Origin of the sequence: Rhodobacter sp. JA431 (genome assembly GCF_900217725.1) — a bacterium.
Lineage (GTDB): Bacteria > Pseudomonadota > Alphaproteobacteria > Rhodobacterales > Rhodobacteraceae > Rhodobacter > Rhodobacter aestuarii.
The window spans coordinates 361,530-386,841 of record NZ_OBMP01000001.1 but is presented as its reverse complement, the minus strand read 5'-3'; the positions used below and the strand labels follow the sequence as shown (position 1 = coordinate 386,841).

The 25,312-nt window shown below is 61.6% G+C and carries 28 protein-coding genes and 1 riboswitch; of the genes, 15 read left to right on the top strand and 13 right to left on the bottom strand.

What is annotated here, in order from left to right; genetic code table 11:
* The first annotated feature begins 88 nt into the window (after positions 1–88).
* Positions 89–1,690, top strand: coding sequence for a DUF4139 domain-containing protein (locus tag CRO18_RS01610; RefSeq protein WP_097080822.1), 1,602 nt, complete (start codon positions 89–91; stop codon positions 1,688–1,690).
* Positions 1,691–1,844: 154 nt separating this feature from the next.
* A complete protein-coding gene (locus CRO18_RS01605; RefSeq protein ID WP_097080821.1) occupies positions 1,845–2,258 on the top strand; it encodes a hypothetical protein in 414 nt (137 codons plus the stop codon).
* Positions 2,259–2,549: 291 nt separating this feature from the next.
* On the opposite strand, the gene CRO18_RS01600 is transcribed toward CRO18_RS01605, so the two are convergent.
* Together CRO18_RS01600 and CRO18_RS01595 are read right to left on the bottom strand one after the other, a co-directional pair.
* Positions 2,550–2,996 carry a hypothetical protein gene (locus CRO18_RS01600; protein WP_139327825.1) on the bottom strand — a complete coding sequence of 149 codons (447 nt, stop codon included), beginning with the start codon at positions 2,994–2,996 and terminating at the stop codon, positions 2,550–2,552.
* Between the two features lie 54 nt (positions 2,997–3,050).
* On the bottom strand, positions 3,051–3,701 hold the full coding sequence (locus CRO18_RS01595; protein ID WP_076485044.1) for a carbonic anhydrase: 651 nt from the start codon (positions 3,699–3,701) through the stop codon (positions 3,051–3,053).
* Between the two features lie 148 nt (positions 3,702–3,849).
* Here CRO18_RS01595 and CRO18_RS01590 point away from each other — a divergent pair, with 148 nt between their 5' ends.
* From CRO18_RS01590 to CRO18_RS01580, 3 genes are all read left to right on the top strand, one after another.
* Positions 3,850–4,230 (top strand): hypothetical protein, encoded by a 381-nt coding sequence (locus tag CRO18_RS01590; protein ID WP_139327824.1) that lies wholly within the window; start codon positions 3,850–3,852, stop codon positions 4,228–4,230.
* 71 nt (positions 4,231–4,301) lie between these two features.
* Complete coding sequence (locus tag CRO18_RS01585) at positions 4,302–5,705, top strand: M17 family metallopeptidase (protein WP_097080819.1); 1,404 nt, start codon at positions 4,302–4,304, stop codon at positions 5,703–5,705.
* Entirely contained in the window at positions 5,702–6,529 is an 828-nt protein-coding gene (locus CRO18_RS01580) for a C40 family peptidase (protein WP_097080818.1), read from the top strand. Before CRO18_RS01585 ends, CRO18_RS01580 begins: the two co-directional genes overlap by 4 nt.
* 2 nt (positions 6,530–6,531) lie before the next feature.
* On the opposite strand, the gene CRO18_RS01575 is transcribed toward CRO18_RS01580, so the two are convergent.
* Positions 6,532–6,879 (bottom strand): DUF2794 domain-containing protein, encoded by a 348-nt coding sequence (locus CRO18_RS01575; protein ID WP_076485043.1) that lies wholly within the window; start codon positions 6,877–6,879, stop codon positions 6,532–6,534.
* A 334-nt stretch (positions 6,880–7,213) separates the two neighbouring features.
* Between CRO18_RS01575 and CRO18_RS01570 the strand changes: the two genes are divergently transcribed.
* Positions 7,214–7,648, top strand: a complete 435-nt coding sequence (locus tag CRO18_RS01570) for a cytochrome c (RefSeq protein WP_170952523.1) — start codon at positions 7,214–7,216, stop codon at positions 7,646–7,648.
* Positions 7,649–7,684: 36 nt separating this feature from the next.
* On the opposite strand, the gene CRO18_RS01565 is transcribed toward CRO18_RS01570, so the two are convergent.
* The 6 genes from CRO18_RS01565 to parE all read right to left on the bottom strand — a co-directional run bounded on the left by CRO18_RS01565 (position 7,685) and on the right by parE (position 15,723).
* Positions 7,685–8,032 (bottom strand): hypothetical protein, encoded by a 348-nt coding sequence (locus tag CRO18_RS01565; RefSeq protein ID WP_245826510.1) that lies wholly within the window; start codon positions 8,030–8,032, stop codon positions 7,685–7,687.
* A gap of 96 nt (positions 8,033–8,128) precedes the next feature.
* Complete coding sequence (locus tag CRO18_RS01560) at positions 8,129–8,824, bottom strand: ATP-binding cassette domain-containing protein (RefSeq protein ID WP_097080816.1); 696 nt, start codon at positions 8,822–8,824, stop codon at positions 8,129–8,131.
* Complete coding sequence (locus CRO18_RS01555; RefSeq protein ID WP_097080815.1) at positions 8,808–10,352, bottom strand: ABC transporter permease subunit; 1,545 nt, start codon at positions 10,350–10,352, stop codon at positions 8,808–8,810. Before CRO18_RS01555 ends, CRO18_RS01560 begins: the two co-directional genes overlap by 17 nt.
* Positions 10,328–11,317 (bottom strand): thiamine ABC transporter substrate binding subunit, encoded by a 990-nt coding sequence (locus tag CRO18_RS01550; protein ID WP_097080814.1) that lies wholly within the window; start codon positions 11,315–11,317, stop codon positions 10,328–10,330. Before CRO18_RS01550 ends, CRO18_RS01555 begins: the two co-directional genes overlap by 25 nt.
* A 36-nt stretch (positions 11,318–11,353) precedes the next feature.
* Positions 11,354–11,454, bottom strand: a riboswitch (TPP riboswitch).
* Between the two features lie 96 nt (positions 11,455–11,550).
* Complete coding sequence (locus CRO18_RS01545; RefSeq protein WP_170952522.1) at positions 11,551–13,503, bottom strand: Hint domain-containing protein; 1,953 nt, start codon at positions 13,501–13,503, stop codon at positions 11,551–11,553.
* Positions 13,504–13,764: 261 nt separating this feature from the next.
* Positions 13,765–15,723, bottom strand: a complete 1,959-nt coding sequence (gene parE, locus CRO18_RS01540) for a DNA topoisomerase IV subunit B (RefSeq protein WP_097080812.1) — start codon at positions 15,721–15,723, stop codon at positions 13,765–13,767.
* Positions 15,724–15,900: 177 nt separating this feature from the next.
* Here parE and CRO18_RS01535 point away from each other — a divergent pair, with 177 nt between their 5' ends.
* From CRO18_RS01535 to CRO18_RS01515, 5 genes are all read left to right on the top strand, one after another.
* Positions 15,901–16,779 carry a TIGR01459 family HAD-type hydrolase gene (locus tag CRO18_RS01535; protein WP_097080811.1) on the top strand — a complete coding sequence of 293 codons (879 nt, stop codon included), beginning with the start codon at positions 15,901–15,903 and terminating at the stop codon, positions 16,777–16,779.
* A 124-nt stretch (positions 16,780–16,903) separates the two neighbouring features.
* Positions 16,904–17,344 carry a MaoC family dehydratase gene (locus CRO18_RS01530; RefSeq protein ID WP_097080810.1) on the top strand — a complete coding sequence of 147 codons (441 nt, stop codon included), beginning with the start codon at positions 16,904–16,906 and terminating at the stop codon, positions 17,342–17,344.
* A gap of 36 nt (positions 17,345–17,380) precedes the next feature.
* On the top strand, positions 17,381–18,304 hold the full coding sequence (locus CRO18_RS01525; protein WP_097080809.1) for a bifunctional riboflavin kinase/FAD synthetase: 924 nt from the start codon (positions 17,381–17,383) through the stop codon (positions 18,302–18,304).
* 42 nt (positions 18,305–18,346) lie between these two features.
* A complete protein-coding gene (locus CRO18_RS01520) occupies positions 18,347–18,793 on the top strand; it encodes a YcgN family cysteine cluster protein (protein WP_076484894.1) in 447 nt (148 codons plus the stop codon).
* Entirely contained in the window at positions 18,793–19,842 is a 1,050-nt protein-coding gene (locus CRO18_RS01515; RefSeq protein WP_097080808.1) for a low specificity L-threonine aldolase, read from the top strand. Before CRO18_RS01520 ends, CRO18_RS01515 begins: the two co-directional genes overlap by 1 nt.
* Positions 19,843–19,953: 111 nt before the next feature.
* Here the strand turns inward: CRO18_RS01515 and CRO18_RS01510 are convergent, their stop codons facing one another.
* Positions 19,954–20,973 carry a ribose-phosphate pyrophosphokinase gene (locus CRO18_RS01510; protein ID WP_076484892.1) on the bottom strand — a complete coding sequence of 340 codons (1,020 nt, stop codon included), beginning with the start codon at positions 20,971–20,973 and terminating at the stop codon, positions 19,954–19,956.
* A 114-nt stretch (positions 20,974–21,087) separates the two neighbouring features.
* Here CRO18_RS01510 and CRO18_RS01505 point away from each other — a divergent pair, with 114 nt between their 5' ends.
* A complete protein-coding gene (locus CRO18_RS01505; RefSeq protein ID WP_097080807.1) occupies positions 21,088–21,687 on the top strand; it encodes a 2-hydroxychromene-2-carboxylate isomerase in 600 nt (199 codons plus the stop codon).
* Complete coding sequence (locus CRO18_RS01500; RefSeq protein ID WP_097080806.1) at positions 21,687–22,499, top strand: alpha/beta fold hydrolase; 813 nt, start codon at positions 21,687–21,689, stop codon at positions 22,497–22,499. Before CRO18_RS01505 ends, CRO18_RS01500 begins: the two co-directional genes overlap by 1 nt.
* A 26-nt stretch (positions 22,500–22,525) precedes the next feature.
* On the opposite strand, the gene CRO18_RS01495 is transcribed toward CRO18_RS01500, so the two are convergent.
* The 3 genes from CRO18_RS01495 to CRO18_RS01485 form a co-directional block, all read right to left on the bottom strand.
* Positions 22,526–23,590, bottom strand: coding sequence for a 5-(carboxyamino)imidazole ribonucleotide synthase (locus tag CRO18_RS01495; RefSeq protein WP_076484889.1), 1,065 nt, complete (start codon positions 23,588–23,590; stop codon positions 22,526–22,528).
* Positions 23,583–24,068, bottom strand: a complete 486-nt coding sequence (purE, locus tag CRO18_RS01490) for a 5-(carboxyamino)imidazole ribonucleotide mutase (RefSeq protein WP_097080805.1) — start codon at positions 24,066–24,068, stop codon at positions 23,583–23,585. The genes CRO18_RS01495 and purE overlap by 8 nt, the downstream gene beginning before the upstream one ends.
* An 81-nt stretch (positions 24,069–24,149) precedes the next feature.
* A complete protein-coding gene (locus CRO18_RS01485) occupies positions 24,150–24,380 on the bottom strand; it encodes a YdcH family protein (RefSeq protein WP_076484888.1) in 231 nt (76 codons plus the stop codon).
* A gap of 215 nt (positions 24,381–24,595) precedes the next feature.
* On the opposite strand from CRO18_RS01485, the gene CRO18_RS01480 reads away from it, so the two are divergent.
* Entirely contained in the window at positions 24,596–25,009 is a 414-nt protein-coding gene (locus CRO18_RS01480) for an Hsp20 family protein (RefSeq protein ID WP_076484887.1), read from the top strand.
* 9 nt (positions 25,010–25,018) lie between these two features.
* The gene (locus tag CRO18_RS01475) at positions 25,019–25,258 is read left to right on the top strand and encodes a DUF1150 family protein (RefSeq protein ID WP_097080804.1); all 240 of its coding nucleotides are present in this window, start codon (positions 25,019–25,021) and stop codon (positions 25,256–25,258) included.
* Positions 25,259–25,312: the final 54 nt, after the last annotated feature.

Genomic DNA, 25,312 nt, shown 5'->3' with positions numbered 1-25,312 from the left:
GGAAAACGTGAGGGCGCCCATTGGGGCGCCCTCTTGCTTTTAGACCGGGCTGGGCAGACCCTATGCGCGTGAGCATAGGGAGGAGACCATGCCCAAACTATCTTTGATTTCTGCATTTATGCTGGCCGCTGCGCCAAGCGCGCTTTTTGCAGCGCCCACGGAAATTCCCGCGACGCTGGAGGCGGTGACCCTGTTCCCATGGGGGGCCCAAGTGACGCGGACCATCACCGTGCCCGAAGGCGCGCGTGAGGTTTTGGTGCCCAATTTGCCCGATCACACGTTGCCCGAGGCGCTGCGCGTGGCTGGCACTGGGGTGACTGTGGGCGCGGTGACATTGATTGATGAACGCCAGCCCGTCGCCGAAGATGTCACGTCTCCCGAATTGGAAGCGGCGCGCGAAGCATTCGATGCTGCGCGCGAGGCACTGGCCACGCAAGAAGATGCGATTGCCGCTATGAAAGCCAAGGTCGCTGCTGCAGAGGCGCAGGCCGCTTTCCTCAAGGGGCTCGATACCGCCAATACGCCGCCCGCGCAGGTGGTCGAACTTGCCCAAGCGGTGGCCACCGGGGTGCAAGCCGCAGAAGAGGCCCGCGTGGCTGCCGAGGCAGAGGTGCGCCGGGCTGAAGCGGGGCTGAAGCCCGCGCGCGAAGCGGTGCAAAAGGCGAAACAAGCGCTCAACGCGCTGCAAAACCCAGCCACGCAAAGTGATGCGCTGCTGATGAGCGTCGCCGGGGCGGGGCAGGTGACGATCACCACCTATGTCGATGCGGCGGGTTGGGTGCCAAGCTATGACATCCGGCTTGAGAGCGCGGCAGGCAAATTGGTCTTTGATCGCTATGTCTCGGTGCATCAAGCCTCGGGCGAGGATTGGACTGGGGTGACCCTGACGCTTTCGACCGCGCGCCCCTCGGAGCAATCTCAACCTTCGGAGCTTTGGCCGGATCGGCGCCGCATTGGCCCGTCTGAGCCGCCCGCGATGTCGCGCCAAGCGATGGGGAAATTGGCTGACTATGAAGAAATGCCGATGATCGAAGCTGCGCCTGCGCCCGTCGCCGATACGATGCAAATGGAAATGCAGGGCGAAACGGTCACCTATAGCTATGCTGGCGCGGTCGATATCCGCGACGGGGTTGAGGATTTGCGGCTCAAGCTTGACCAGTTGGAACGCCCGGTTGAGGTGCTGGCCGAGGCGGTGCCGCTACGCGACGATACCGCCTTTCGTGTGGCCGAAGGTGTGAACGGGGCCGAACCCATCTTGCCCGGCGAGGCGGTGCTTTGGCTTGATGGCGCCGTTGTGGGCACCGCCGAAATGCCCTTCACCGCAGCGGGCGATAAGCTGCGGCTTGGCTTTGGCGCGATTGACGGGCTCAAGCTCAAGCGGGTGATCCCAAGCGCGAATGAGGGCGACCGCGGGCTGATTTCGAAAACGAATGAGCGCAGCGAGCGGGTTGAAATTGCCGCCGAAAACCTGACCGACAAGGCTTGGGCCGTGCGCCTGATCGACCGTGTGCCCTATTCAGAACAGGAAGATCTTCAGATTACCCATACCGCCACACCGCCTGAAACCACGGCGAATTGGGACGATAAGCGGGGTCTTTTGGCGTGGGACTTCGATCTGGCGCCCGGCGCGGTGCAAAACATCACGCTGGAAACAACCATGCGCTGGCCCGCAGATCAAATGCTGCGCTGAGTTGAAGTAAAACAACTCTAAGTTGAGCGAATCGGCGGAACGCGCTACGTTTGCCTTAGGCCGAAGGCGGATCGGGTCGGATCCGCCTTCGGCTGAAAAGGCTCGTATCGCCCCGGCGGGTAGGTCCTTTAGCGGGGCTAGGGAGGCTCAGCCTATGAACCACGTAATCGATACACAAACCGACAAACGCAAATATGGGTTGTTCGGGGTCGAGAAGAGCGACATCACGCTCACGCTCATTGAAATGTCACCGAACACGTTCGGCCTTGCGTTCAACGCAAAATGGAGTGGCCTCGTCAGTGGCCATCAGGCCAGTGGTCCGTTTCAAGTGACGGGCAACCAGAACAAAATCGTGCATCAAGGCCCCGATATTCGCGTTGAGATCACGGATTGGTCGCTCGATCAGGCGCATCGCAAGCTTTCGATGCGGTGCCAGATTCACGTCGATCTGACGAAATATGGGCTTGGCACTGTTCTGGTTTATGACCAAGCGCTGTCGGGCACCTATGGCGCGATGACGCCGCAACAAATGCTGGCCGTGCTTACGCAGGCGATGGAACAAGCCTGAAGGCGGAACTGCGCCTGTAGTCTACGGCCGTTCATTTCACACAGAAGACGGCCGCAGGAAACGGATATTTCCGCCCATTTCTGTAAGATAAAACACGGCGCAGCGTGCCGCCAAAGGAGTGCTGCGCCTCTAAGTCCCTGTGTCCACGGGACCGAAAAGTCAGATGGCAGAGTCTCTCTGCCATCTTGAATAAGGCACCTGATCGAGGGCGTTCTGCGCGCGATCAGGTCCTGGCCCCTAGGTTCAAGGGGCCGCATGACGCCGCCATTCTGGCGGTGTGGCGGAAAGCCTTCAGGCAGCCCGCCCCGGTCGTCGCCCCGAGCCAGTTCGGCTGATCCCGTTTGTCGCAAGCCCCGCTTTGCGGGTGAGTGCGCCGGGGAAGGGGGCGCGGAATTGCAGCATGAGTTCGGCCAGCGAATGGCCGATTTCCTCGATCCAAAGCACGAAATGATCCGAGGGCCATTCGTGCAGGCCAAGCCGGTCATCATCGAGCCGCAGCACAAAGCCTGCCTTACGCAGCTTCGCTTGCAGGTCGAGCCAGCCAACGGCAGTTTCGAAGGCGGAGGAGATCACCGCCATATCGCTTTTGGGGACCACCGAAGGGGCCTCCGTCAGCGCGTCCGAAAGCGCGCGGCGGATCAGTTCGGCGGGCGTTTCTTCTTGCAGCCGAGCAGCCGCCTCGATCTTGGCGATCAAGGCAGTGGGCAAGCGGAGGGTTACGAGTCGGTTCTGGGTCATGAACCGAGATTCGCCCATTAAGCTTAAAAAGCGGTAAAGCGCGTTAAGCCTTTTTCACAGCATCTCGAAGATTTCGGTTTCGGGGTTGAACTGCCAAAGCGTCCCCTCGCCGATATCGTTCCAAAGGCCGTGCAGGCTCATGTCACCTGCCGCGACGGCGTCGCGCACGAAGGGGAAGGTGATCAGGTTTTCAAGGCTGATCACCACGGCTTCACGTTCAAGCGCGGTCACGCGCTCGGTTTCCGCGACATGCTGCACCCGCTCATAGCCCGGACGCAGCAGGTTCAACCAAGTGCCCACGAACGATGTCTTGTCTTCCAGGTGCGGCGCTTGGCCGGTGCAAAGGGCATGGCAACCGGCGACCCCGCCGCAGCCCGAATGGCCCAGCACAATCACATGCGCGACCTTGAGCGTGGTCACCGCATATTCGATCGCCGCAGAGGTGCCGTGGTGATCGCCATCGGGGTTATAGGGCGGCACGAGGTTGGCGATATTGCGGTGGATGAAGAATTCCCCCTCATCCGCGCCAAAGATCGAGGTGACATGCACCCGCGAGTCACAGCACGAAATCACCATCGCGCGGGGATGCTGGCCCTGATCTGCAAGGCGGCGATACCACGGGCGATTTTGCTCATAGGTGGTGGCGCGCCAGCCCTGATAGCGGTTCATCAGATAGGTGGGCAAGGGCCGCACATGGTCTTTCATCATCATCCCCATCGCTGCTTTTCGCTGAGATAGGGTGCAAGCCTAACAAATGCGAGGTTTTTTTCGCCGCCTCTCAACCTTTTCTTGAGGCTTGCAGGTCAGATTGGCTTTCGACCGTGGGGGTCAAGGTGCGAAAGCGGAGGCTGGGGTGAGCGCAATTGAAAAGCTGCGGATGGACGAGCCGGTGCGGCTCGATCCGGACCGCCTTGTGGTGATTTATGCGGAATTGGGGGAATTGGGCGCCGAGCGCTTGATTGCCGCCGCGATGGAAGACTTGGCCGTGCATCTGGTGGCGGCGCAATTGGCCGCGCAAGAAGGCCGGGCGGAACTGCTTGAGCGGGCCGCGCGCGAAATGGCGAAGCTTGCCGGGCAAGTGGGCATGGTGATGCTGACCCGCGTGGCCGAAGATCTTCTTTTGTGCGTTGAGCGCAAAGACAAAATCTCGCAAGCGGCGGTTTTGGCGCGTTTGGTGCGGATCGCGGAACGCTCGCTCACCGCTGTGTGGGATTTGCAGGATATGCGTATCTGATCCTGTCCTTCGGGGCTTGCAGGCGGTGTCGGGCGCGCTAGGCTTGGGGCAAATTGCCCGGAGTTGCCTCAATGACCGACCTGTTCCGTTTCCGCCCCGAAATGCGCTTTGCCGACAGCGGGGCAGAAGCGCTTCCTTTGTATCTCGTGACGCAAGGCGCTCCCCTCCCTGGGGGGCTGAGCGCTGCGCAGCAAGCATTTGCCACCGCGCAGGGCTTTACCGGCGCGGCGGGCAGCCTGTGTTTGTTGGCGGACGAAACCGGCGCGCTTGCGGGCGCGTTGGGGGGGATTGGCGGTGCCGAAAAACGCGCGCGGAGCCGGTTCACGCTTGCAGGCTTTGCCGCCAAGCTGCCTGCAGGCGCGTGGCAGCTTGCGGGGGAGTTGGAGGAGTTTGATCTTTCAACCGAAGCACTGGGTTGGCTGTTTGAAGGCTATCGGTTTGATCGTTATGCCGAGGCGAAAGCCCCCGGCGCGCGGCTTGTGGCACCTAAGGGTGTGGACGCCCATCGCCTTGAGGTGATGGCCGAGGCCGAGGCTTTGGCGCGTGACCTTGTGAACACCCCGGCCAATGATCTGGGGCCTGCGGAGCTTGAAGAGGCTGCCCGCGTGCTTGGCGCTTTGCATGGCGCTACGGTCACCGCCGTGGTGGGGGAAGAGCTTTTAGCTCAGGGTTATCCGCTCATTCATGCCGTTGGGCAGGCCAGCCCCCGCGCGCCGCGCTTGATTGATTTGCGCTGGGGCGATGCGGGGCCGGAGGTCGCGCTGGTAGGCAAAGGGGTATGCTTTGACACGGGCGGGCTGAACCTCAAACCCGGCTCCAGCATGGGGCTGATGAAAAAAGACATGGGCGGCGCGGCCAATACGCTCGCCACCGCGCATATGATCATGGCGCTGGGTCTGCCGGTGCGCTTGCGTGTTTTGCTCCCGGCGGTGGAAAATGCGGTTGCGGGTAACGCTTTCCGCCCCGGTGACATCTTTACCTCGCGCAAGGGGCTGAGTGTCGAGATCAACAATACCGATGCCGAGGGTCGGCTGGTTTTGGCCGATGCTTTGGCCGCAGCGGATGAAGAAGCCCCTGATCTGATTTGTTGCATGGCCACGCTCACGGGCGCGGCGCGGGTGGCCTTGGGGCCGGACCTGCCGCCGTTCTACACCGATGATGAAGACTTGGCCGAGGCGCTCGCTGCGGCAAGCCAAGCGAATGCCGATCCGCTTTGGCGGATGCCGTTCTGGGTGCCTTACGAGGGGATGATTGAGCCGGGCGTGGCTGATCTGGATAACGCGCCGTCGGGCGGTATGGCCGGGTCCATCACGGCCGCGCTTTTCCTGCGCCGCTTCGTGACCGAGACCGAGCGTTTCGCCCATTTTGACATTTATGCGTGGCAGCCAACCGCTGCGCCGGGCCGCGCAAAGGGCGGCTTTGGTCAAGGCGGGCGGGCGATTTGCGGCGCGCTCTCGACGCTGTTCGCGCTATGAGTGACGCGCGCCTGAGCCCGTTTTCGGGCCGCTTCGCGCTCGAAACCCTGCGTGGGCAGGTGGAAGCCGAAGCTTTTGTGCCGGGTGAACCCGCGCGCATTGGTACGTCTGTCGTTGACCTGTCCACCAAACCCGAGGGCGGGCGGGACCGACAGCTGCTTTACGGGGCTGAAGTTGTGGTGATTGAGCGGCGCGGCGAAAGCGCCTTTGTGCAGGCGCAAGCCGATGGCTATTGCGGCTGGATCACAGCGCAGGCCGTGGCCCCGCCAAGCCCCGCCACCCATGTAGTGGCAACGCGCGGCACGCATCTTTACCGTGAAGCTTCAATCAAGCGTGGCGAGCATGGCGCGCTGTCGCTTGGTGCGCGGCTCACGGTGCTCGATCAAGCGGGCGATCTGGCCCGCACGCCCGAGGGCTGGGTGCCCGCCAGACATTTGCGCCCGATTGATCTGCCCGAGACCGACCCCGTCTCGGTGGCCGAGCGGCTTTTGGGAGCGCCGTATCTTTGGGGTGGCAATGCGAGCTTTGGCATTGATTGTTCGGGCTTGGTGCAACTGGCCTATGCGCTTTGCCACCGCGCCTGTCCGGGCGACAGCGATCTGCAACGCGCAGCTTTTGGCGATTTCCTGCCCGAGGATACCTCCACCCAACGCGGGGATCTGTTCTTTTGGGCGGGGCATATCGCCATAGCCGTCAGCCCCGATCTGCTGCTCCATGCCAATGGCCATGCGATGGCGGTGGTCTACGAACCGATCGACGGGTGCTTGGCACGCATTGCGGCAAGCGGCGAGGCGCGTTGGTTTGGCCGTAAACGCCCAGTCTAACGTCAATCCACCGCGCGGATCAGCTTGCGTTCAATCACGCGCAGCACTTGCGCCAGTTCGTGGCCGCGTTTGAGCACCTGCCCCTCCGCCCCGATCAGCGCATATTGGCCTTGTTTGTTGCGCAGGCTTGGGCGCTTCTCGATCCGGTAAAGCGGGGTTTCTGCGGTCCGCCGAAAGATCGCAAAGACCGCGTGATCGCGCAAAAAGCTCATCGCATAGTCGCGCGCCTCGGTCATCGCCACCATGCGCCCATAGAGGCCAAGGATCGCGCCAAGCTCCATCCTGTCAAAAGCCACCTGCGCGGGCGCAGAAGAAGGCGGTGGAAACGGGCTTGGTGGTTGCAGCGTCATGACCAAATGGTGACACCGCCGAAGCAGCAAATCAATGCCCCGTGAAAAACGCAGTCTGCAGATATTTACCTTGCCTTGGTATGGCCCGAAAATGGTCTGAAAAATGTCTTTTAGCCAGCGAAGTTGCGCCTGCTTTTGCAGCGAAAAGGGAACGCAGCGGAAAACGCTGAAGCCCCGGTGGGCGGTCAACAGCCCCCACCCAGTTCGCTCACCGGGGCGGCTTTCGCACGATAGACCCCGTCCGCAAGGGCGGGGTTTTCGTTTTCGTGATCGGCTTTTGGTTGCCTTGCCGCAGCATTGCCCGCATCTTGCCGCCACGAACGAGGAGGCCCCGATGCACGCAAGACTGATCCCGATGATGGCCCTGAGCCTTGCCCTTGGAACCGCCGCCATCGCGGGGGAAGAGGCAAAAGACCCTGATGTGAAGGCGCGGATCGCGCTGATGCAGGATCTCAAGGCGCACACCAAGCTGTTGTCTGAAACGGCCAGCGGTAAAATCGCTTATGATGCTGAAAAGATCGAAGCGGTGATCGAGGCATTGCGCCGCGATGCGGACCAAGTTGGCCCTGCCTTCAAAGCGCCCGCCGATGATCCCGTTTCCGAAGCGCTGCCGATCATTTGGCAGGAACGCTCTGAGTTTCGCCTGAAGGTGAACCGGCTTTTGAAGGCCGCAAATGAGCTAAAAGGCGGATCGGCCAAAGATATCGCCGATACGCTAAACCCGGTTCAGGCCGCCTGCAAGGATTGCCACGGCCGGTTCAAGATGTAACCAGACCTTCTGGGCCGTGTGCGGTTGAGCTTTGGCTCAGCCGCAATCAATGTTGAAGATATTGCCGTTCACATCGAGCCGGAACACGATCCGTTGCGGATTATATTCCTGCGGCTCGATCCCACGCCATTCGACCACATTGATCGGGCGGGTGATCCCCAGCGTCGGGATGATGGCCGAAGGTTGCCCCAGCGCCGAAGTGTACTCTGCGGCGTGGCAGGTATCGGGTTCGCGCTCTTCCAAAGCTCCCAGTTGTGAAACCGGCGCCGTCATATGCGGCGTGGGCACGGGATCGGTCACCGGGGCGGGTTCGGGATTGGTGCAAGCAGAAAGCGACAAAGCGGCGGCCATCGGCAGCAAAAGGGCGAATTTCGAAATCATCATCGGTCCATCCGTTGGGGTGGCTAGCTGTTGAACCCGTTATACCGATGCACCAAGGGCTTGCAAAGGCACGGCTCGGTGAGGGGGCGCTGCTGTGCTTTATCGGCCAAGATAGGCCGCGAGTGCGGGCGGCGGGTCGGCCAACAGATCATCGGTGGGGCGGGGAGGCTGCGCGACACCATCGGCCAAAAGCACGGTTTCTGAGCAAAGCGCTTTGGCGTCATTTGGGTCATGACTGACCATGATCACCGTAGTGCCCTGTTCGTCGGCAATCTCGGCCACCAAAGCCAGCATATCGGCTTTCAGCGCGGGCCCAAGCGCTGCAAAGGGCTCATCCAGCAACAAGAGCGGTTTGGCGCGCAACAGGCATCGGGCCAGCGCCACCCGCCCCTGCTGCCCGCCCGAAAGCGACCCCGGCTTGCGCGCCCCCATCCCCGAAAGCCCAACGCGGTCAAGCGCCTTGGCAATACGCGCATGATCGGTCGCGCTAAGCCTTGGGCGGGGCGAGATGCCGAGCCCAAGGTTTTGCGCCACGCTCAGATGCGGGAACAAGTTTTGATCTTGAAACAAGATCGACAGCGGGCGCAGGCCGGGGGCCATCGTCGTGATATCTTCACCGTCCCACAGCAAGCGGCCCGAGGTTGGGTTTAGGAACCCTGCCAGCGTGGTCAGCAGCGTGGACTTTCCCGCACCCGAAGGGCCGAGGATCGCCGTGCAGGAGCCGCGCTTGAGGGTGAGATCGGCGCGGAGCCGGAAATTGTCTTGCTCGATCAGGAGCTTATCGAGGGTCAGCATGGGCTCCGATCCGGTCGAAGAGGGCGTAAAGGCCGAAGGTGAGGGCCATCAGCAAGCAAGCGGCTCCGGCGGCCTGATCCATTCTGTAGCTGCCCATCAGACTGTAGAGCGCGAGTGGCAAGGTTTTAATCTGACCATCCGAAAAAAGCGTGATTACGCCAAGATCGCCCATCGAAAAGGCGGCGGCGATCCCCGCAGAAAAGCCTAAGGGGCGGGCAAGCCGGGGAAGCGTGAGCAGCCTTAGCCGGGCAAAGCCGGTAAGGTTCAGGCTCGCGGCGAGCCGGTCATAATCGCCCTGAAGAGTGCGGATTTCGGGGAGCAGCAGCCGCACCGCAAAGGGCAGAGAGAGCGTGGCGTTGACGATTAGCGTCACTGGCAATGCGAGCGCGGTGGGTGCAACTAAGGGCCGGACAATCAAAAACAGCCCCGTCCCCAGCACCAAAGCCGAGGCCGTAAGCGGCAGCATCGCCACCGCTTCGGCCCAGCGCGCGCGCGGCGCGGCAAGGGCAAGCGGCAGGGCCAGCGCGAGGGTGAGCGCCGTTGCGCCGATTGCGAGCAAGATTGAGGTGAGGGCCGCGTGCCAGATCGAAGCGGGAAGCGTTGGGATTTCCCCAATGCCCCGCAGCGCAATGGCAAGCAGTGGCGCCAGCAAGAACGCCGCTGCGGTCAAAAGGGCAGTGGCGTCGATCACGCGGTGCAGGCGGCCGGGGGCTAAATTCGCGGGCAAAGCGCGGTCGAGCCCCGCGCCAAAAGCGCTGGGCAAGGTGAGCCGCGATGCGATGCCAAGGGCGACCAGCGCCAGCACAATTTGCAGTGCCGAAAGCGCTGCGGCGCGGCCCAAATCGGCCTCAAACCGGAAGGCTTGATAGATTGCCACCTCCAGCGTAGAGGCGCGCGGCCCACCACCCAAGGTCAGCGCCACGGCAAAAGAGGTCAGGCAGACAAGGAAAATCGCCAAGAACGCGCCGGGCAGGATGGCGCGCAGCATCGGGCGCTCCAACTGGCGGTGGATTTGCGCAGGCGGAAGGCCAAGTGACAACGCTAGCCGCACCCGTTCAGACGGGATCGCCTGCCAGCCATGCAGCAGCATCCGCGTGGCGAGCGGCAGGTTCAAAAACACATGCGCCACCACCACGCCTTGCGGCCCGTAAAGCGAAAGCTCCGGCAAGCCGAGTGCCGTGAGCCCACTATTGACCACGCCACGGCGCCCCAAAATCGCCAAAAGCCCCATCACGGCGACGATGGTGGGCAGCAAAAACGGTGCCCCCATCAGCGCGATAAAAAGCCCGCGCCCGGGAAAGCGGCGCCGATGCAGCGCGCGCGCCACGGGCACCGCCAAGGCGCAACTGATCGCCGCCGAAAGCGTCGCTTGCCAAAGCGTGAACCGCAGTGCCTCCAGATCCGAGGGAGCCAAAGCCGAAAGCCCCCCGGCGCGGACAATCACCGCACCAAGGGGCGCCAGCACCAGCGCGGCCACCAAAGTCGCCGCCAGCGCCGCCGGGATCATTTGCCGAAATTCGCGCGCCATTCCTCAACCGCCGGGCCGCGCAACGCCTCGGCCTCTTCTTCCGAATAGAAGAAGGTGGTTTCGGGGCGCGGTAGGGTGGCAAAACCTTCGGGCAGGAAGCCCGGCTTTTCTATCACCGGATAGGACCAGTTTGCGGTGGCGATCATGCCTTGGAAAGCGTCCGACAGGATATAATCCATGAACGCCTGCGCAAGTTCGGGGTGCTTCGCCCCTTTCAGTTGGGCAGCGAGTTCCGCGTAGAAATAATGGCCTTCGGGGAAGATCGCGGCGACCTTTGTGTCATCGCCCTCGGCGATGCGGTGATAGGCGGGCGAGGTGGTGAAGCTCAGCACCATATCCGCCTCGCCTTCGGTGAAAAGCCCATAGCTTTCGGACCAATCTTGCGTGACGGTCAGCACCTTTGGGGAAAGCTTTGCCCAAGCCTCGCCCGCTTTGTCGCCATAGATGTGCTTCACCCAAAGCAGCAGCGCGAGGCCCGAGGTTGAGGCACGCGGGTCTTGAATGGCGATCTTGTAAGCATGGGCAGGGGCCGCGAGCAGGTCGGCAAAAGAGGCGGGCGGATTGGCGAGCTTGGTGCGATCATAGATGAAGGCTGTCTCCGACCAATCAAAGGGCAAGAAAACCGCATCCTCCCAAGCGACCGGCATCGTCAGGCTTGCTAGGTCTTGACCATGCGGGGCGAATAGCCCGGTCGCCCGCGCACGTGCCGAAACATCGGTGTTGAGCCCAATCACCACATCGGCTTGGGTGTTTTCCCCCTCAAGTAAGATGCGCGGCAGAACATCGCCCGCGACAAATTTCAGATCGCATTTGCAAATGGCTTCAAAGCCTTCCTCGATCTTTGGGCCCGGGCCCCATTCCGAGGTGAAATATTCGGGCGCATAAACGGTGAGCGTGGGCATATCTTCTGCAAAGGCAGGCAGCGCCGCCAAAAGACATCCCGCAAGCATCAGAGGTTTGGTCATTTCTCTCTCCAATGGCCTGACGGGCGGGGTCAGGCCGGGAGAGCCCGGCACCTTCCCTCCGCCGGTCTTAACCGGTTCAGGTTCGACGGGTTCGCGCAAGCGCATCTCAGCCCAACTGGGCACCCCGAGGTGGAATCGGAAGATAGAGGGAACCGAGCGCGGCGCAAGCGCAAAGTGGTTTGGCTCGCGGCATCCGCGGATGCTCGGGACATTTGCACTAGGTCGAGAGCGGATCAGGCTGTGAGACGCCCGCCCAAAAGGTGGCGCAACGCGCGCCGCCGTAAGATCGGTTGCGCGGGCGGCCCATAGGCCGGTTCGATCGGTGCCAGCCCCAGCAGCCCCGCCGCAAGATCGGGGCGCAGGCGTAAAAGCCCCGCTTTGTCGGCAGGCGAAAGCGCGGCAAAGGCCATCGGGCCGGGCCAGAGGCTTTCGCTCCACACCCCTTCCGCACAGATCAGCGCATGGGTGGGCAAAAGCAGATGGTGATAAGATATGGCGCGGTTCGGCTGGAGCACACGCGCCAGATGGGGCGCAAATTCCGCCAGATGTTTGGCGCGCAAAAGCTGAGGAGTGCCGCCAATCTCCGCCAAAACCGCATGTTGGGCCGACACCCGCAAAGGTCGCGTATTCCCAAGCGCGTTGGCAAGAATCTCCACCGGGCGCAGCGCAACGCGGTTCGCGAGCGTGAGGGGTGCGATTGTTCGCCCTGCGGCCCATAGAACGGGTTGCGCGCCGTGGTCGCGAGTCAGCACCAAATCCCCCGGCCTCAAGCTTTCCACCTTGCGCGGCCCGGAGGGCGTGGCGATCTGCGTTCCCGCGACAAAGCAGGGAATGCCCATCGCATGCAGGCTGGAAGCGGAACTAATAGAGGCAGGTGCGACACCCGTCAGTAGCAATTGCTCGCCCGAGGGGAAGGTCAGGAGCGCATTGCCCGAGCCATCATCGGTCACAACCACGTCAAAGGCGCGGACCGTACCGCCCGTGCCGGTGCCGCCGGTGAGCGCGGAGGTATCCAATTGGTCGGTGGTTGGCCCGCTGCCAAGGCCCGTAAGGTCAAAATCGGTGACGGTATCGACCCCGTCGCCCGAGGTCATCGAGATCGTATCGGCCCCGGTCCCGGTGGTGATTGTATCATTGCCCAGCCCGCCGGTCAGGCTATCGGCAAAATTCGATCCGGTGAAAACATCATCGCCCGCACCGCCATCGACCGACACGCCCGATCCGGCGCCAGAGGCATTAAAGGTATCATCGTAATCGGTGCCGGTGATCGATTCGACATTGTTGAAACTGCCCGAACCGGTCGTGGCGTCAAAATCATAGCTCCCAGAGGTGACGCCCGACCAAGTGACGGTGACCCCTTGCGTGCTGGAACTGAACTCAATCGTGTCAGTCTCGGTGCCGCCATCGATATTGTCGAAATCGTCGGCATCGCTGATCAGGAACAGGTCGTCGCCCGCCCCGCCCGTTAGGTTGTCGCTGCCCGCGCCGCCTGAAAGCGTATCAGCACCGTCATCGCCCCAGATCTGATCATCGCCACTGCCGCCGGTGAGGCTGTCGTCCCCCGTGCCGCCATAGATCGCATCATTCTCTGTGCCGCCATCAATGGTGTCATTGCCCGCACCACCATCAATCGTGTCGTTGCCTGCACCCCCGTCGATGCTGTCATCGCCATCGCCGCCGTAAAGCGAATCCGCCAAGTTCCCACCAAGGATCGTCTGGCTGCTGTCTGGGTCGGTCGTCGGGTCGGAAATCGCCGAATAGCTGGGCCAAACGGCGGAACTGGTGCCTTCCACATAATCTGTGATCTGGAAGGTGACACCGGGGGGCAGTTCGGCATCGGCAATCAGCCCAATCCGCGAGCCACCGCTATCCCCCGTCCAGACATCCCAAACATGGACGGTTGAGCCATCGGGCAGGGTGAAGGTGGCTTCCCAGCCGATCCGGATCGTGCCGGAGTAAAGCGTGCTGCCCAGCGCATCGGTAACGGTGGCGGTTTGCTGCGTCGCATCTTGGATCGACCCGCTGCCACCCGAAAGCGTTGTGTCATCATCGGTGACGGTGAAGGTGATCGCATCGGTTGCGGCGTCAAAATCCGGGCTAATGCGGAACGTCGCGCCCACATTGGGCGCGCCACTCACCGGCACGTAATCGGTGAAATTGTAGCCCGTGAACGTATAGGTCGTCACCCAAGACCCCTGTGAAGTGCATGCCCCGCACGTTTCTGGATCGCTCAAAATCTCCAAAACTTGGTGAAGTCAAAAGGGTAAATGCTTTGTATTTTTGAGGTATTTGAAGCGCTTGAGGGTGAGGCTTGACGTTTAAGATGCGCTCACAACGCCACAAGCGCCCGAAATGACCCCAAGGCGCAAACGTCTAGACCAAGAGAGTTTGGGGTACGGGGCAGGACTATGCCATCGGCTGTAAGTTGGTTGTGTTGGGTTGCCCTCTCACACATCCAACTCTTCAACGAACCGGGCGTTTTCGGTAATATACTGGAACCGCAGTTCCGGTTTTTTGCCCATCAGCCGTTCCACCAGATCATCGGTTTCGCCCGCGAATTCGTCGTCAATCGTGACGCGGATCAGCTTGCGGGTGGCGGGGTTCATCGTCGTGTCTTTCAGGTCTTTGGCGTCCATCTCGCCCAGACCTTTGAAGCGTTGCACATCGATTTTGCCTTTGCCGCCAAGGCCTTTCTTGAGCCATTTCTCTTTTTCGGCCTCGTCGGCCACATAAATCCGCTTCGCGCCTTGGGTCAGGCGGTAAAGTGGCGGGCAGGCGAGGTAGAGGTGCCCTTTGTCGATCAGCGGGCGCATTTGGGTGAAGAAAAAGGTCATCAACAGGCTGGCGATGTGCGCGCCATCCACGTCCGCATCGGTCATGATGATGACCTTGTCATAGCGCAGATCGTCGACGCGGAACTTTGTGCCGAGCCCCACGCCAAGCGCTTGCGCAAGATCGTTGATCTCTTGGTTTTGGCCGAGTTTCGAACTTGCCGCGCCGAGCACGTTGAGGATCTTACCGCGCAGCGGCAAGAGCGCCTGATTGGTCCGGTCGCGCGCCATTTTGGCCGAGCCGCCAGCCGAGTCGCCTTCGACGATGAAAAGCTCGGTGCCCGAACGGTTCGTGGCCGAGCAATCCACCAGCTTGCCGGGCAGGCGCAGCTTTTTGGTGGCGGATTTGCGCGAGGTTTCCTTTTCCGCGCGCCGCCGCAGCCGTTCCTCGGCGCGCAGCACCAGAAAATCCAAGATCGCGCCAGCCGATTTCGGGTCCGCCGCGAGCCAGTTGTCAAAGTGGTCACGCACGGCGCTTTCGACCCATTTTGCGGCCTCTTCGGTCGAAAGCCGATCTTTGGTTTGCCCGACGAACGAGGGTTCACGGATGAAGATTGAAATCAGCGCGCAGCCGCCCGTCAGCATATCTTCGCGGGTGATTTGCGCGGCTTTTTTGTTGTTGGAAAGCTCGCCGTAAGCGCGGATGCCTTTCAAAATCGCGGCCCAGAAGCCCGTTTCATGGGTGCCGCCCTCGGGCGTAGGCACGGTGTTACAATAGGAATGGATGAACCCGTCGCGCACCGGGGTCCAGTTAATCGCCCATTCCACGGAGCCGGGCACGCCAAACTTTTCCTCAAAGCTCACCCGCCCCGCAAAGGGTTTGTCGGAATAGGTGGAGGCCCCGGTGAGCGTTTCGCCCAAAAAGTCTGCCAAGCCATTGGGGAAGTGGAAGGTCGCCTCCGTCGGCGTGTCGCCATCGGGGATCGCCGTTTTCCAACGGATTTCAACGCCCGAAAACAGATACGCCTTCGAGCGCGCCATCTTGAAAAGCCGCGCGGGCTTCAGTGTCAGCGAGCCAAAAATCTGCTCATCGGGGTGGAAGGTCACGGTGGTGCCGCGCCGGTTCGGGGCCGCGCCCAGCTTTTCCACCGGGCCTTGCGGCACACCACGCGAGAAGCGCTGTTCAAAAAGCTCGCGGTTGCGCGCGACCTGCACCACCATAATGTCAGAGAGAGCGTTCACCACCGATGAGCCCACCCCGTTCAACCCGCCCGAGGTCGAATAGGCTTTGTTGGAGAATTTGCCGCCCGCGTGCAGCGTGCACAAAATCACCTCAAGCGCGGATTTGCCGGGGAATTTGGGGTGCGGGTCGACCGGAATCCCCCGGCCATTGTCGCGCACCGTCACAGAGCCATCTTCGTTCATCTCTAGCTCGATGCGGTTGGCGTGGCCCGCCACGGCCTCATCCATCGCGTTATCGAGGATTTCCGCCACCATGTGATGCAACGCGCGTTCATCGGTGCCGCCGATATACATGCCGGGGCGTTTGCGCACCGGTTCGAGCCCTTCGAGCACCTCAATCGAGGAGGCGTCATAGGTTTCGGTCGGGGACGAAGAGAGAAGATCGCCGGCCATGCTGCTCGCTTTCTTTGGTGGTGGTGAACAAAACAGATACCGCAGCTTGGGGGGGCGGGGCAAGCACAGGTGGTGGTGCAGGCCCCGGCACAACCTTTGCCATTCTGTCGTATCAATGCCATAAGCTGCCTGCGCGCTGGGGCTTAAGCCCTGCGCCATACTTCCGAAAGGCCACCCATGACCCGTATCATCCGCTCGCTCGACGAAATTTCTGATCGTTATGACGCTGTCTTTTGCGATTTGTGGGGCTGCCTTCACAACGGCGTGCGCCCGTTTCCGGCGGCGGTTGAGGCACTGACCACGTTCCGCGCGCGCGGTGGTGCGGTGATGTTGCTGACCAACGCACCGCGTCCGGCAAAATTCGTGGGGGAGCAGCTGGATCGGATGGGCGTGCCGCGCGCTGTATATGATGGGATCGTATCTTCGGGCGACGCCGCGCAAGATGCGATGTTTGCGGGCGCGGTGGGGCAAAAGGTTTGGCATTTGGGGCCGTCGAAGGATGATGGTTTCTTTGAAGAAGTTCCTGCCGCTTGGGCGGGCCGCGCCATGATCGAGCGAGTCGATTTTGACGAGGCCGAAGGGATCGTTTGCACCGGTCCCTTCGATGAAGTGAACGAGGTGCCCGAAGATTATCGCGCCCGGTTCTTGGCGGCGAAAACGCGCGGTCTGCCGATGCTCTGTGCCAACCCCGATGTTGTCGTCGATATGGGCGATAAACGGATTTACTGCGCCGGGGCCTTGGCCGCGCTTTATGAGGAGATGGGCGGCAAGACGCTTTACTTCGGCAAACCGCATCCGCCGATCTATGATCTGGCGCGCCGCCGCCTGACGGAACTGCGCGAGGTGGATGACAGCCGCATTTTGGCGATTGGCGATGGTATCAACACCGATGTGGCTGGCGCGATGGGCGAGGGGATCGACGTTCTCTTCATCACCGGCGGGCTTGCGGCAGAGCAGTTTGGTCCCGATCAGGAAAACCCCGATCCGGATCTGTTGGGGGGGTGGCTCGGGGCGCGTCAGCAAGACCCGCAATATACGGTCGGCAAGCTGCGCTGAGATCTTTCGAGAAACTATATTGCGTCAAGGCTTTTTCTTGCGTTCTTAAATTGCGCTGCGCTTGCATGGTGGCTGCCGCCGTGTTATGCCGCAGTGCAACATGAACTCAGGCCCGGAGCGCCCCATGACCGACACGATCCAACGTGGCACGATCAGCATCGACCAACTTGAAGTCGGCATGAGCCGCTCGCTGACCAAAGAAATCACCGACCGCGATATCGAGCTTTTTGCCGAGGTTTCGACCGATCATAACCCGGTGCATTTGGACGAAGACTTCGCCAAGGGCACTATGTTCAAAGGCCGTATCGCGCATGGCATGCTGTCGGCGGGTCTCATCTCGGCGGTGATTGGCGAGCAACTGCCCGGCCATGGCACGATCTATATGGGCCAATCGCTGAAGTTCCGCGCTCCGGTGCGCCCGGGCGATGTGGTGACCGCCGAAGTCACAGTGGCCGCGATTGACCTGGTCAAGCGCCGCGTGACCCTTGAAACCCGCTGCCGCGTGGGCGATACGGTGGTCATCGATGGTGAGGCGCAGGTTCTGGCGCCCGCTGCCAAGAGCTAACGACACGGCCGGCGGCCTCGCCGGAGGCGGGGACGGATGCATAGTTATACCCACTGGACGGGCCTAGGGGCCGAGGCGCGCGGCGCCTCGGTGGCGATGGGCAATTTCGACGGGGTGCATCTGGGCCACCAGTCGGTGATCGACCTTGCGCGCACCGAGGCCCCTTTGGGGATCATCACCTTTGAGCCGCATCCGCGCGAGGTCTTTGCCCCCGATGCACCTGCCTTCCGGCTGATGAACGCCGAGGCCCGCAGCCACCGGCTGGAAAAACTGGGCGTCGAGCGGCTGTTTGAGCTGCCCTTCAACAAAGAACTGGCGGGGATGGAGCCCGAAGCCTTTGCCCGTGAAGTGCTGGCCGAGGGTTTGGGCGTTTCGCATGTGACCGTGGGCGGCGATTTCCGCTTTGGCAAGCGCCGCGCGGCGGGCACGGCGGAACTGATCGAACTGGGTCACCGCTACGGTTACGAGGTGACGGTCGCGCCGCTTTTGCACATTGATGGGGTGGAAGTGTCTTCCACCAATATCCGCCGCGCGTTGAGCGAAGGCCGCCCCGAAGATGCCGCGAAAATGCTGGGCCACCTGCACAGGATCGAAGGTGCGGTGCTGCATGGCGACAAACGTGGCAAGGGGCTGGGCTTCCCCACCGCCAATATGTCGGTCTCTGGCCTGCATCTGCCCAAGCTTGGGGTCTATGCCGTCAAAGTGGATGTGCTGACCGGCCCGCAGGCGGGCAGCTACCACGGGGCCGCGAGCCTTGGGGTGCGCCCGATGTTTGGCGAAAACACCCCGAATCTGGAGACTTTCATCTTCGATTTCGATGGCGATCTTTACGATCAGCACCTTTCTGTGGCGCTGGTGGCCTATTTGCGCCCGGAAATGAAGTTCGATGGGCTCGAGGGCTTGATGAAACAGATGGCACAAGATTGCGATCAGGCGCGGAAAATCCTCGCCAACGTCTGAGCCCCCTTTCCAATCTGCTTCGGTTTTGTCAGGTTGCGCGCAATGACCACTCTGCGCCCCAAATTCTGGACCTTGCCGCTCACCGCCTTGCGCCCCGCTGAATGGGAAGCGCTTTGTGATGGCTGTGGCAAATGCTGTCTCAACAAGCTCGAATATGAAGACACGGGCGAATTGGAGTTCACCCGTGTGGCGTGTAAGCTGCTCGATGGCGACACCTGCCGTTGCATGAGCTACCCCAACCGCCACGATTACGTGCCCGAATGTGTGCGGCTGACGCCAAAATCGCTCAAGAAAAGCGTCTATTGGATGCCCGTCACCTGTGCCTATCGGCTGCGGTGGGAGGGCAAGCCCCTGCCGGAGTGGCACTATCTGATCTCTGGTTCGACCGAGACGGTGCATGAAACGGGGCATTCGGTGCGCGGCTGGACGGTGTCCGAGGCCGAAGTGCCCGAGGATGACTGGCAAGACTACGTGATCGAGGATCTGTGATGCATTTCGCTTCCGACAATACCGCAGGCGTTGCGCCTGCGATCATGGCTGCGCTTTCGGCGGCCAATGCGGGCCATGTGGCCTCTTACGGGGCGGATGCACAAAGCAAAGCGGTGGTCACGCGCCTACGCGAGATTTTTGAAGCGCCAGAGGCGGCGGTGTATCTGGTGCCCACCGGCACGGCGGCGAATGCGCTTTCTTGTGCGGCGCTCACCCAGCCGTGGGGCGCGATTTTTTGCCATCGCAACGCCCATATCGAAGAAGACGAATGCGGCGCGCCCGAGTTTTACACCGGCGGCTCCAAGCTCGTGTTGGTCGATGGGGCCGATGCGAAAATGGACCCGCAAGCCCTGCGCCGCACGATCGCCCACACCGGGCGCGGGGGCATTCACAATGTTCAGCGCGGCATGGTCTCGATCACCAATGCGACCGAGGCGGGCGCGATTTACACGCCCAAAGAGGTCGCCGCGCTTTGCGCCGTGGCGCAAGAGTTCAAGCTGCCTGTGCATATGGATGGCGCGCGTTTTGCCAACGCTTTGGTCAGTGCGGGCTGCACACCGGCCGAGATGACGTGGAAAGCGGGCATCGAGGCGCTAAGTTTTGGTGGCACCAAAAACGGCTGCATGGGCGTGGAAGCGGTGATCTTGTTCGACCCCAAACGCGCGTGGGAGTTTGAACTGCGCCGCAAACGGGGCGGGCATCTGTTTTCCAAGCATCGCTTCTTGGCCGCGCAAATGGCGGGCTATCTGGAGGGCGATCTGTGGCTGGATCTGGCGCGCCACGCCAATGCGATGGCGGCAAAGCTCTCGGCTGGTATCTCCGCAGTTCCCGGCGCGCATCTGTTGCACCCGACGCAAGCGAATGAGGTTTTTGCGGCCTTCCCGCGCTCGGCGCACCGCCAACTTCATGCGGCGGGGGCAGCCTATTACCTGTGGCCCTTTGATCAGTCTTTGGAAGGCGAGGCGTCCGAGCCGCTTTCGGCGCGCATGGTGACAAGCTGGGCCACGACGGAAGAAGAGATCGCCACCTTTCTATCGCATCTGAAATAGGGCTTAGGGCAGGGCGAGCCGCTTGGCCGCCGAACCTCGGCTTGGCACCATGAAAAAGGCTCGGATCATCATGACCCGAGCCTTGCGCGATTTGGCAGTGCCTGTCCAGCCTTAGACGGTGGAGTAGAGCCCCTCGTAGATCGGCACCAAAGTGTCCGTCTCGAAGAGCGAACTGACCGAGGTGCCCGACCACGTGTTCAAGATCGCTTGGGCAAACATCGGCGCGGTAGGCACGATGCGGATATTAGGGGCGTTTTTCACCGCCTCGGTGGGCTCGATGGAATCGGTGATCACCAGCGATTTCATCACGGAGTTGGTGACGCGCTCAACCGCCGGGCCCGACATCACGCCGTGGGTGATGTAGGAATGCACCTCGGTCGCACCCGCTTCAATCAGCACTTCGGCGGCTTTGCACAAGGTGCCTGCAGTGTCACAAAGGTCATCAACGATGATACATTTCTTGCCGGTTACTTCGCCGATCACCGTCATGCCGGCGACTTCGCCCGCCTTTTCGCGGCGTTTGTCGACGATGGCGAGCGGCGCGCCGATGCGCTTGGCCAGTTCGCGCGCCCGCGCCACGCCGCCCACGTCGGGGGAGATCACCATCACATCGTCCAGCTGGCCTTTGAAATGGTGCAAGATGTCGAGCGCAAAGACCGGGGCGGCGTAAAGGTTATCCACCGGAATATCGAAGAAGCCTTGGATCTGCGTCGCGTGCAGATCAAGCGTCAGCACCCGGTCCACGCCCGCTTCGGTCAGCAGGTTTGCCACCAGCTTCGCCGAGATCGGCGTGCGCGCCTTGGCGCGGCGGTCTTGGCGGGCATAGCCGAAATAGGGGATGACAGCGGTGATGCGATCGGCCGAGGAGCGCTTGAGCGCATCGGTCATGATCAGCAGTTCCATCAGGTTATCGTTCGCCGGGTTCGAGGTCGGCTGGATGATATACATGTCTTCGCCGCGGACGTTCTCATAGACCTCGACAAAGATCTCTTGGTCATTGAACCGTTCCACGCGGGCATCGACCAAGCCGACAGACATGCCGCGATGCATGGACATCCGCCGGGCAATGGCTTGGGCGAGCGGGCGGTTGGCATTGCCGGAAATGAGCTTCGGTTCGGTCATCGCGGGCATCTATAGTCCTTTCTGGGGCGCCGGCGGAGAGGAGGGCACGGATTCGCCGGATTGCGCCTGCCTTATCACCGGGCTAGCCTGCCCGCAAACCTTGCACGACCGAGGAGCGATACTATGGCGCAGATTGATTACTTTTTCTCGGTGTTCAGCCCTTGGACCTACCTTGCGGGGGACCGTTTGGAGCAAATCGCCGCCAAACACGGGGCGACGATCACCTATAAACCGCTTGATCTGCTCACCCTCTTTGATCGCACGGGCGGCGTGCGGCCTGCGGCGCGCCACCCAAGCCGGATGGACTATCGGATGCAGGAACTTGAGCGCTGGTCAAAGCATCTGGATATGGAGATGAACTTCAAGCCGGTGGGCTATCCGCCCAACGGGGCGCCGGGCTCTTATGCGGTGATTGCCGCCCAAGCTGCGGGCGGTGGCGATTTGGGCGCTTTGGTGCGGGGTATTGCCCGCGCGGTCTGGGTCGAAGACCGCAACATCGGCGAAGATGATGTGCTGCGCGAAAAGCTGGAAGAGGCCGGGTTTGACCCGAACCTTGTCACCACCGGGCTTTTTACGGGCGCAATGGCTTATGAGCGCAATTTGGAAGAGGCGGTGGAGCGCGGGGTCTTTGGCTCGCCCTTCTACATTGTGGCCGAAACCGATCAGCGCTTTTGGGGGCAAGATCGGCTCGATTTCCTTGACGCGCATCTGGGCGCGCTTTGATGGCGCGCGCAACGCGGCTTGGCCACGAGATCAATTGGCAAGAAATCGGGCAGGGGGAGCGTCCGGCGCTTGCCATCCACTGCACTTTGGGGGCGGCGAGCCTTTGGGGGCCGGTACTTGATCCGCTGGCCGATGTGCTGACGACGACGGTGTTTGACCAACCCGGCCACGGGCACTCCGGTCCTTGGGAGGCGGCGGGGGCAGAACCCGGCGCCTATCAACGGCTGGTGACGCAACTGGCGGCGGGGTTCATCACCCGGCCTGTCGATCTGATCGGCCATAGTTTCGGCGCTTCGGTCGCGCTGCGTATCGCGGTGGGCGCGCCCGAGGCGGTGCGCTCGCTCACGCTGATTGAGCCTGTTCTCTTTAAATCGGTGGAGGGCAGCGCCGAATGGCGCGACCTGCGCGCCAGTCAGGACAATTTTGAAGCGATGATTGATGGGGGCGATTATGAAACCGCCGCCAAGGGCTTCATGCGCGATTGGGGGGCGGGTGTGCCGTGGGAGGCGTTACCGGAGCATCAGCGCGCGCGCTTTTGCGCGCAAATGCCGATGGTGCGCAACATCTCAAGCGCCAACTTTGAAGATCCGGGGCAGATTTGGCGCGCCGATGGGATTGAGGGGATCGACGCGCCGGTGATGCTGATCCACGGCGACCAAAGTCCGCCGATTGTTGCCAAAGTCTGCGCCGCGATTGCCGAGCGTTTGGCGGATGTGGGCACCGCTTGCATTCCAGGCGGCGGGCATATGCTGCCCGTCACCCATGCGCCGCAGGTCACCGACCTGCTCGCGATGAACCTAGAGCGCAGCTAGGGGCGGGGCAAAGCCCCGCTCCGCCGTTAGAGCACGCGGTTCACATGGCCCATTTTGCGGCCCGGCTTGGCGTCGGCTTTGCCGTAAAGGTGGATTTGCGTGTTCTTCGCTTTGGCGAATTCGGGCACGCGGTCCACATCATCGCCAATCAGGTTGAGCATTTCGACATCGGCATAGCGCCCGCCGTCGCCCAAGGGCCAGCCCGCAATGGCGCGGATATGTTGCTCAAACTGGTCAACCGCGCAGCCCGCTTGCGTCCAGTGACCCGAATTGTGCACGCGCGGCGCGATTTCATTGACGATCAGCCCTTCGGGCGTCACGAACAACTCCACCCCCAGCACACCCACGTAATCAAGCGCGTTGAGAATGCGCGCCGCAATCAGCACCGCATCCGAGCGTAGATTGGGCGAGATGCGGGCAGGTACGGTGGTGGTGTGCAAGATGCCCGATTTATGCACGTTCTCGCCGGGGTCATAGCAGGCAACCGCGCCATCAAGGCCGCGGGCGGCAATCACCGAAATCTCGGCCGAGAAGTTCACGAACCCTTCAAGCACCGCCGCGGCACCGCCCATCGCAGCCAAAGCTTCGGGGGCATCGGCCTCCGACATGATCCGGGCTTGGCCTTTGCCATCATAGCCAAGGCGCGTGGTTTTCAGGATCGAGGGCGCGCCGATTTGCGCCAGCGCGGCTTCAAGCGTGGCGGCGTCATCCACCTGCGCCCAAGGCGCGGTGGTCAGGCCGATTTCATTGAGGAAGCTCTTTTCCAAGATCCGGTCTTGGCTGATCGCAAGCGCGCGCCGCCCAGGACGGATCGGGCGCAGGCTTTCCAAAAGATCCAGCGCCGAGGTCGGGATGTTCTCGAACTCATAGGTGATGACATCCACCCCCGCCGCAAAGGCGCGCAGGCAGGCTTCATCCTCATAAGGCGCGGTAAAGACCCGCTCGGCCACATGGCCCGCAGGCGCCCCGGCACCCGGCTCATAGATATGGCATTTCAGCCCCATCCGTGAGGCCGCAACCGAAAGCATCCGGCCCAATTGGCCGCCCCCCAAAATGCCAATCGTGGCGCCCGGTTTTAGCATCTTAGTCATCCTGCGGTTCATCGGGGATCGAGGCGGAAAGTGCCTCACGCCACGCATCAAGGCGTGTGGCGAGATCGAGGTCTTGGAGCGCCAAAATGCCAGCGGCCATCAGCCCGGCATTCGCCGCGCCTGCAGCGCCAATCGCCATTGTCGCGACGGGGAAGCCCTTGGGCATTTGCACGATTGAATAAAGACTATCCACACCCGAAAGCGCGCGGGTCTGCACCGGCACGCCCACCACGGGCACACGGGTTTTGGAGGCCATCATGCCGGGCAAATGCGCCGCGCCACCAGCGCCTGCAATAATGACCTGCAGGCCGCGCTCTGCCGCCGTTTTGCCATAGCTCCAAAGCCGGTCCGGGGTGCGATGTGCCGAGACGATCTTCTTCTCATAGGCAATGCCCAGCTCATCAAGGATCGTCGCCGCCTCGCGCATGGTCGCCCAATCCGACTGGCTGCCCATGATGATTCCAACTTTCACGCCCATCCGGCCCCCCAAATTATGGAAACGGCACTATAGGCAGGTGATCTGTGGGAGCAAGGCCCCGGAGGGCAAGGCCTGACGCGTTTAGGCAATGATATCGGGGGTCAGCCGGTCTTCGATCCGCGCGATCTGGTCTTTCAGCGCAAGCTTTTGCTTTTTCAACCGCACAAGGCGCAACTGGTCTGGGTGCACAGCATCAATGAGCGCGGTGATCGCTTCATCGAGATCGCGGTGTTCGCGGCGTAGCACCTCAAGCTTCACGCGCAAAACCTCGTCTGAATTCATTTCCAAGGGCGTATCGCTATGGGCGTTCATGGCGGGGTTCCGGCAAAAGAGCACTGACAGGGGCCGGGCGAGTCGCCGACCGTTTGACGATTATAAGCGATTTCTGACATTTGCGCAGTTTTTTCACGGTTGACGAGAGCTTTGCCCCTCTTGCGTCCGGCGCGGCACACCCCATATCTTGAAGGCGAGGGCTGCCGGATCGCGGGGCCTTCTTTTGCAACGTCGCTTTCCAAAGGGCTTGCCAGATGTCAAAACTGAGCTTCGGCGCACATCCTTATCTTTTAGGGTTCGATCAACTCGAGCGCCTCGTCGAACGCACCGCCAAGTCGGGCTCCGACGCCTATCCACCTTACAATATCGAACAACACGGCGCGGATGAGTTTCGCATCACGCTTGCCGTTGCGGGCTTTGCTGAGGCCGATCTCGCCATCACCATGGAAGACCGCGCCTTAGTGATTCGGGGCCGTCAGGCTGAAGACGGGGCCGAGCGGATTTTTTTACACCGTGGGATTGCCGCGCGCGCGTTTCAACGTAGCTTTGTATTAGCAGACGGCGTTGAGGTCGCGGGAGCAGGGCTGGAAAACGGTCTCTTGCACATCGATCTGACAAGGGCACAGCCCGAGCCAGTGGTGCAGACGATTCCGATCAACAGAAGGTAAGGGGAAGTTATGGATCATAAATTCGATTTTGGCCCCGCAATGGGCGGTTCTGGTGACGAGCGTATTGTTTATGTGCGTCCGGTCGCGGTGTCTGACCTTCCGGCTGATATTCAAAAGCAGGCTGGCGGGTTGACCCAGCTTTATGCCCTGCACGATGCGAACGGCGAGCGCCTTGCCCTGGTGAAAGACCGCTGGATGGCCTTCCATCTTGCACGCGAAAACGAGGCCGTGGCCTTTAGCGTTCACTAAACGGCCCGCCTGATTTCAAAGTCTCACGAAAATGTGCCGCCCGCAGCTTGCTGC

Bases quoted from the DNA above. Each gene is read 5' to 3' on its own strand.
- CRO18_RS01610 (WP_097080822.1), top strand. From the start codon at position 89: ATGCCCAAACTATCTTTGATTTCTGCATTTATGCTGGCCGCTGCGCCA.
- CRO18_RS01605 (WP_097080821.1), top strand. From the start codon at position 1,845: ATGAACCACGTAATCGATACACAAACCGACAAACGCAAATATGGGTTG.
- CRO18_RS01600 (WP_139327825.1), bottom strand. From the start codon at position 2,996: ATGACCCAGAACCGACTCGTAACCCTCCGCTTGCCCACTGCCTTGATC.
- CRO18_RS01595 (WP_076485044.1), bottom strand. From the start codon at position 3,701: ATGAAAGACCATGTGCGGCCCTTGCCCACCTATCTGATGAACCGCTAT.
- CRO18_RS01585 (WP_097080819.1), top strand. From the start codon at position 4,302: ATGACCGACCTGTTCCGTTTCCGCCCCGAAATGCGCTTTGCCGACAGC.
- CRO18_RS01580 (WP_097080818.1), top strand. From the start codon at position 5,702: ATGAGTGACGCGCGCCTGAGCCCGTTTTCGGGCCGCTTCGCGCTCGAA.
- CRO18_RS01575 (WP_076485043.1), bottom strand. From the start codon at position 6,879: ATGACGCTGCAACCACCAAGCCCGTTTCCACCGCCTTCTTCTGCGCCC.
- CRO18_RS01570 (WP_170952523.1), top strand. From the start codon at position 7,214: ATGCACGCAAGACTGATCCCGATGATGGCCCTGAGCCTTGCCCTTGGA.
- CRO18_RS01565 (WP_245826510.1), bottom strand. From the start codon at position 8,032: ATGATGATTTCGAAATTCGCCCTTTTGCTGCCGATGGCCGCCGCTTTG.
- CRO18_RS01560 (WP_097080816.1), bottom strand. From the start codon at position 8,824: ATGCTGACCCTCGATAAGCTCCTGATCGAGCAAGACAATTTCCGGCTC.
- CRO18_RS01555 (WP_097080815.1), bottom strand. From the start codon at position 10,352: ATGGCGCGCGAATTTCGGCAAATGATCCCGGCGGCGCTGGCGGCGACT.
- CRO18_RS01550 (WP_097080814.1), bottom strand. From the start codon at position 11,317: ATGACCAAACCTCTGATGCTTGCGGGATGTCTTTTGGCGGCGCTGCCT.
- parE (WP_097080812.1), bottom strand. From the start codon at position 15,723: ATGGCCGGCGATCTTCTCTCTTCGTCCCCGACCGAAACCTATGACGCC.
- CRO18_RS01535 (WP_097080811.1), top strand. From the start codon at position 15,901: ATGACCCGTATCATCCGCTCGCTCGACGAAATTTCTGATCGTTATGAC.
- CRO18_RS01530 (WP_097080810.1), top strand. From the start codon at position 16,904: ATGACCGACACGATCCAACGTGGCACGATCAGCATCGACCAACTTGAA.
- CRO18_RS01525 (WP_097080809.1), top strand. From the start codon at position 17,381: ATGCATAGTTATACCCACTGGACGGGCCTAGGGGCCGAGGCGCGCGGC.
- CRO18_RS01520 (WP_076484894.1), top strand. From the start codon at position 18,347: ATGACCACTCTGCGCCCCAAATTCTGGACCTTGCCGCTCACCGCCTTG.
- CRO18_RS01515 (WP_097080808.1), top strand. From the start codon at position 18,793: ATGCATTTCGCTTCCGACAATACCGCAGGCGTTGCGCCTGCGATCATG.
- CRO18_RS01510 (WP_076484892.1), bottom strand. From the start codon at position 20,973: ATGCCCGCGATGACCGAACCGAAGCTCATTTCCGGCAATGCCAACCGC.
- CRO18_RS01505 (WP_097080807.1), top strand. From the start codon at position 21,088: ATGGCGCAGATTGATTACTTTTTCTCGGTGTTCAGCCCTTGGACCTAC.
- CRO18_RS01500 (WP_097080806.1), top strand. From the start codon at position 21,687: ATGGCGCGCGCAACGCGGCTTGGCCACGAGATCAATTGGCAAGAAATC.
- CRO18_RS01495 (WP_076484889.1), bottom strand. From the start codon at position 23,590: ATGACTAAGATGCTAAAACCGGGCGCCACGATTGGCATTTTGGGGGGC.
- purE (WP_097080805.1), bottom strand. From the start codon at position 24,068: ATGGGCGTGAAAGTTGGAATCATCATGGGCAGCCAGTCGGATTGGGCG.
- CRO18_RS01485 (WP_076484888.1), bottom strand. From the start codon at position 24,380: ATGAACGCCCATAGCGATACGCCCTTGGAAATGAATTCAGACGAGGTT.
- CRO18_RS01480 (WP_076484887.1), top strand. From the start codon at position 24,596: ATGTCAAAACTGAGCTTCGGCGCACATCCTTATCTTTTAGGGTTCGAT.
- CRO18_RS01475 (WP_097080804.1), top strand. From the start codon at position 25,019: ATGGATCATAAATTCGATTTTGGCCCCGCAATGGGCGGTTCTGGTGAC.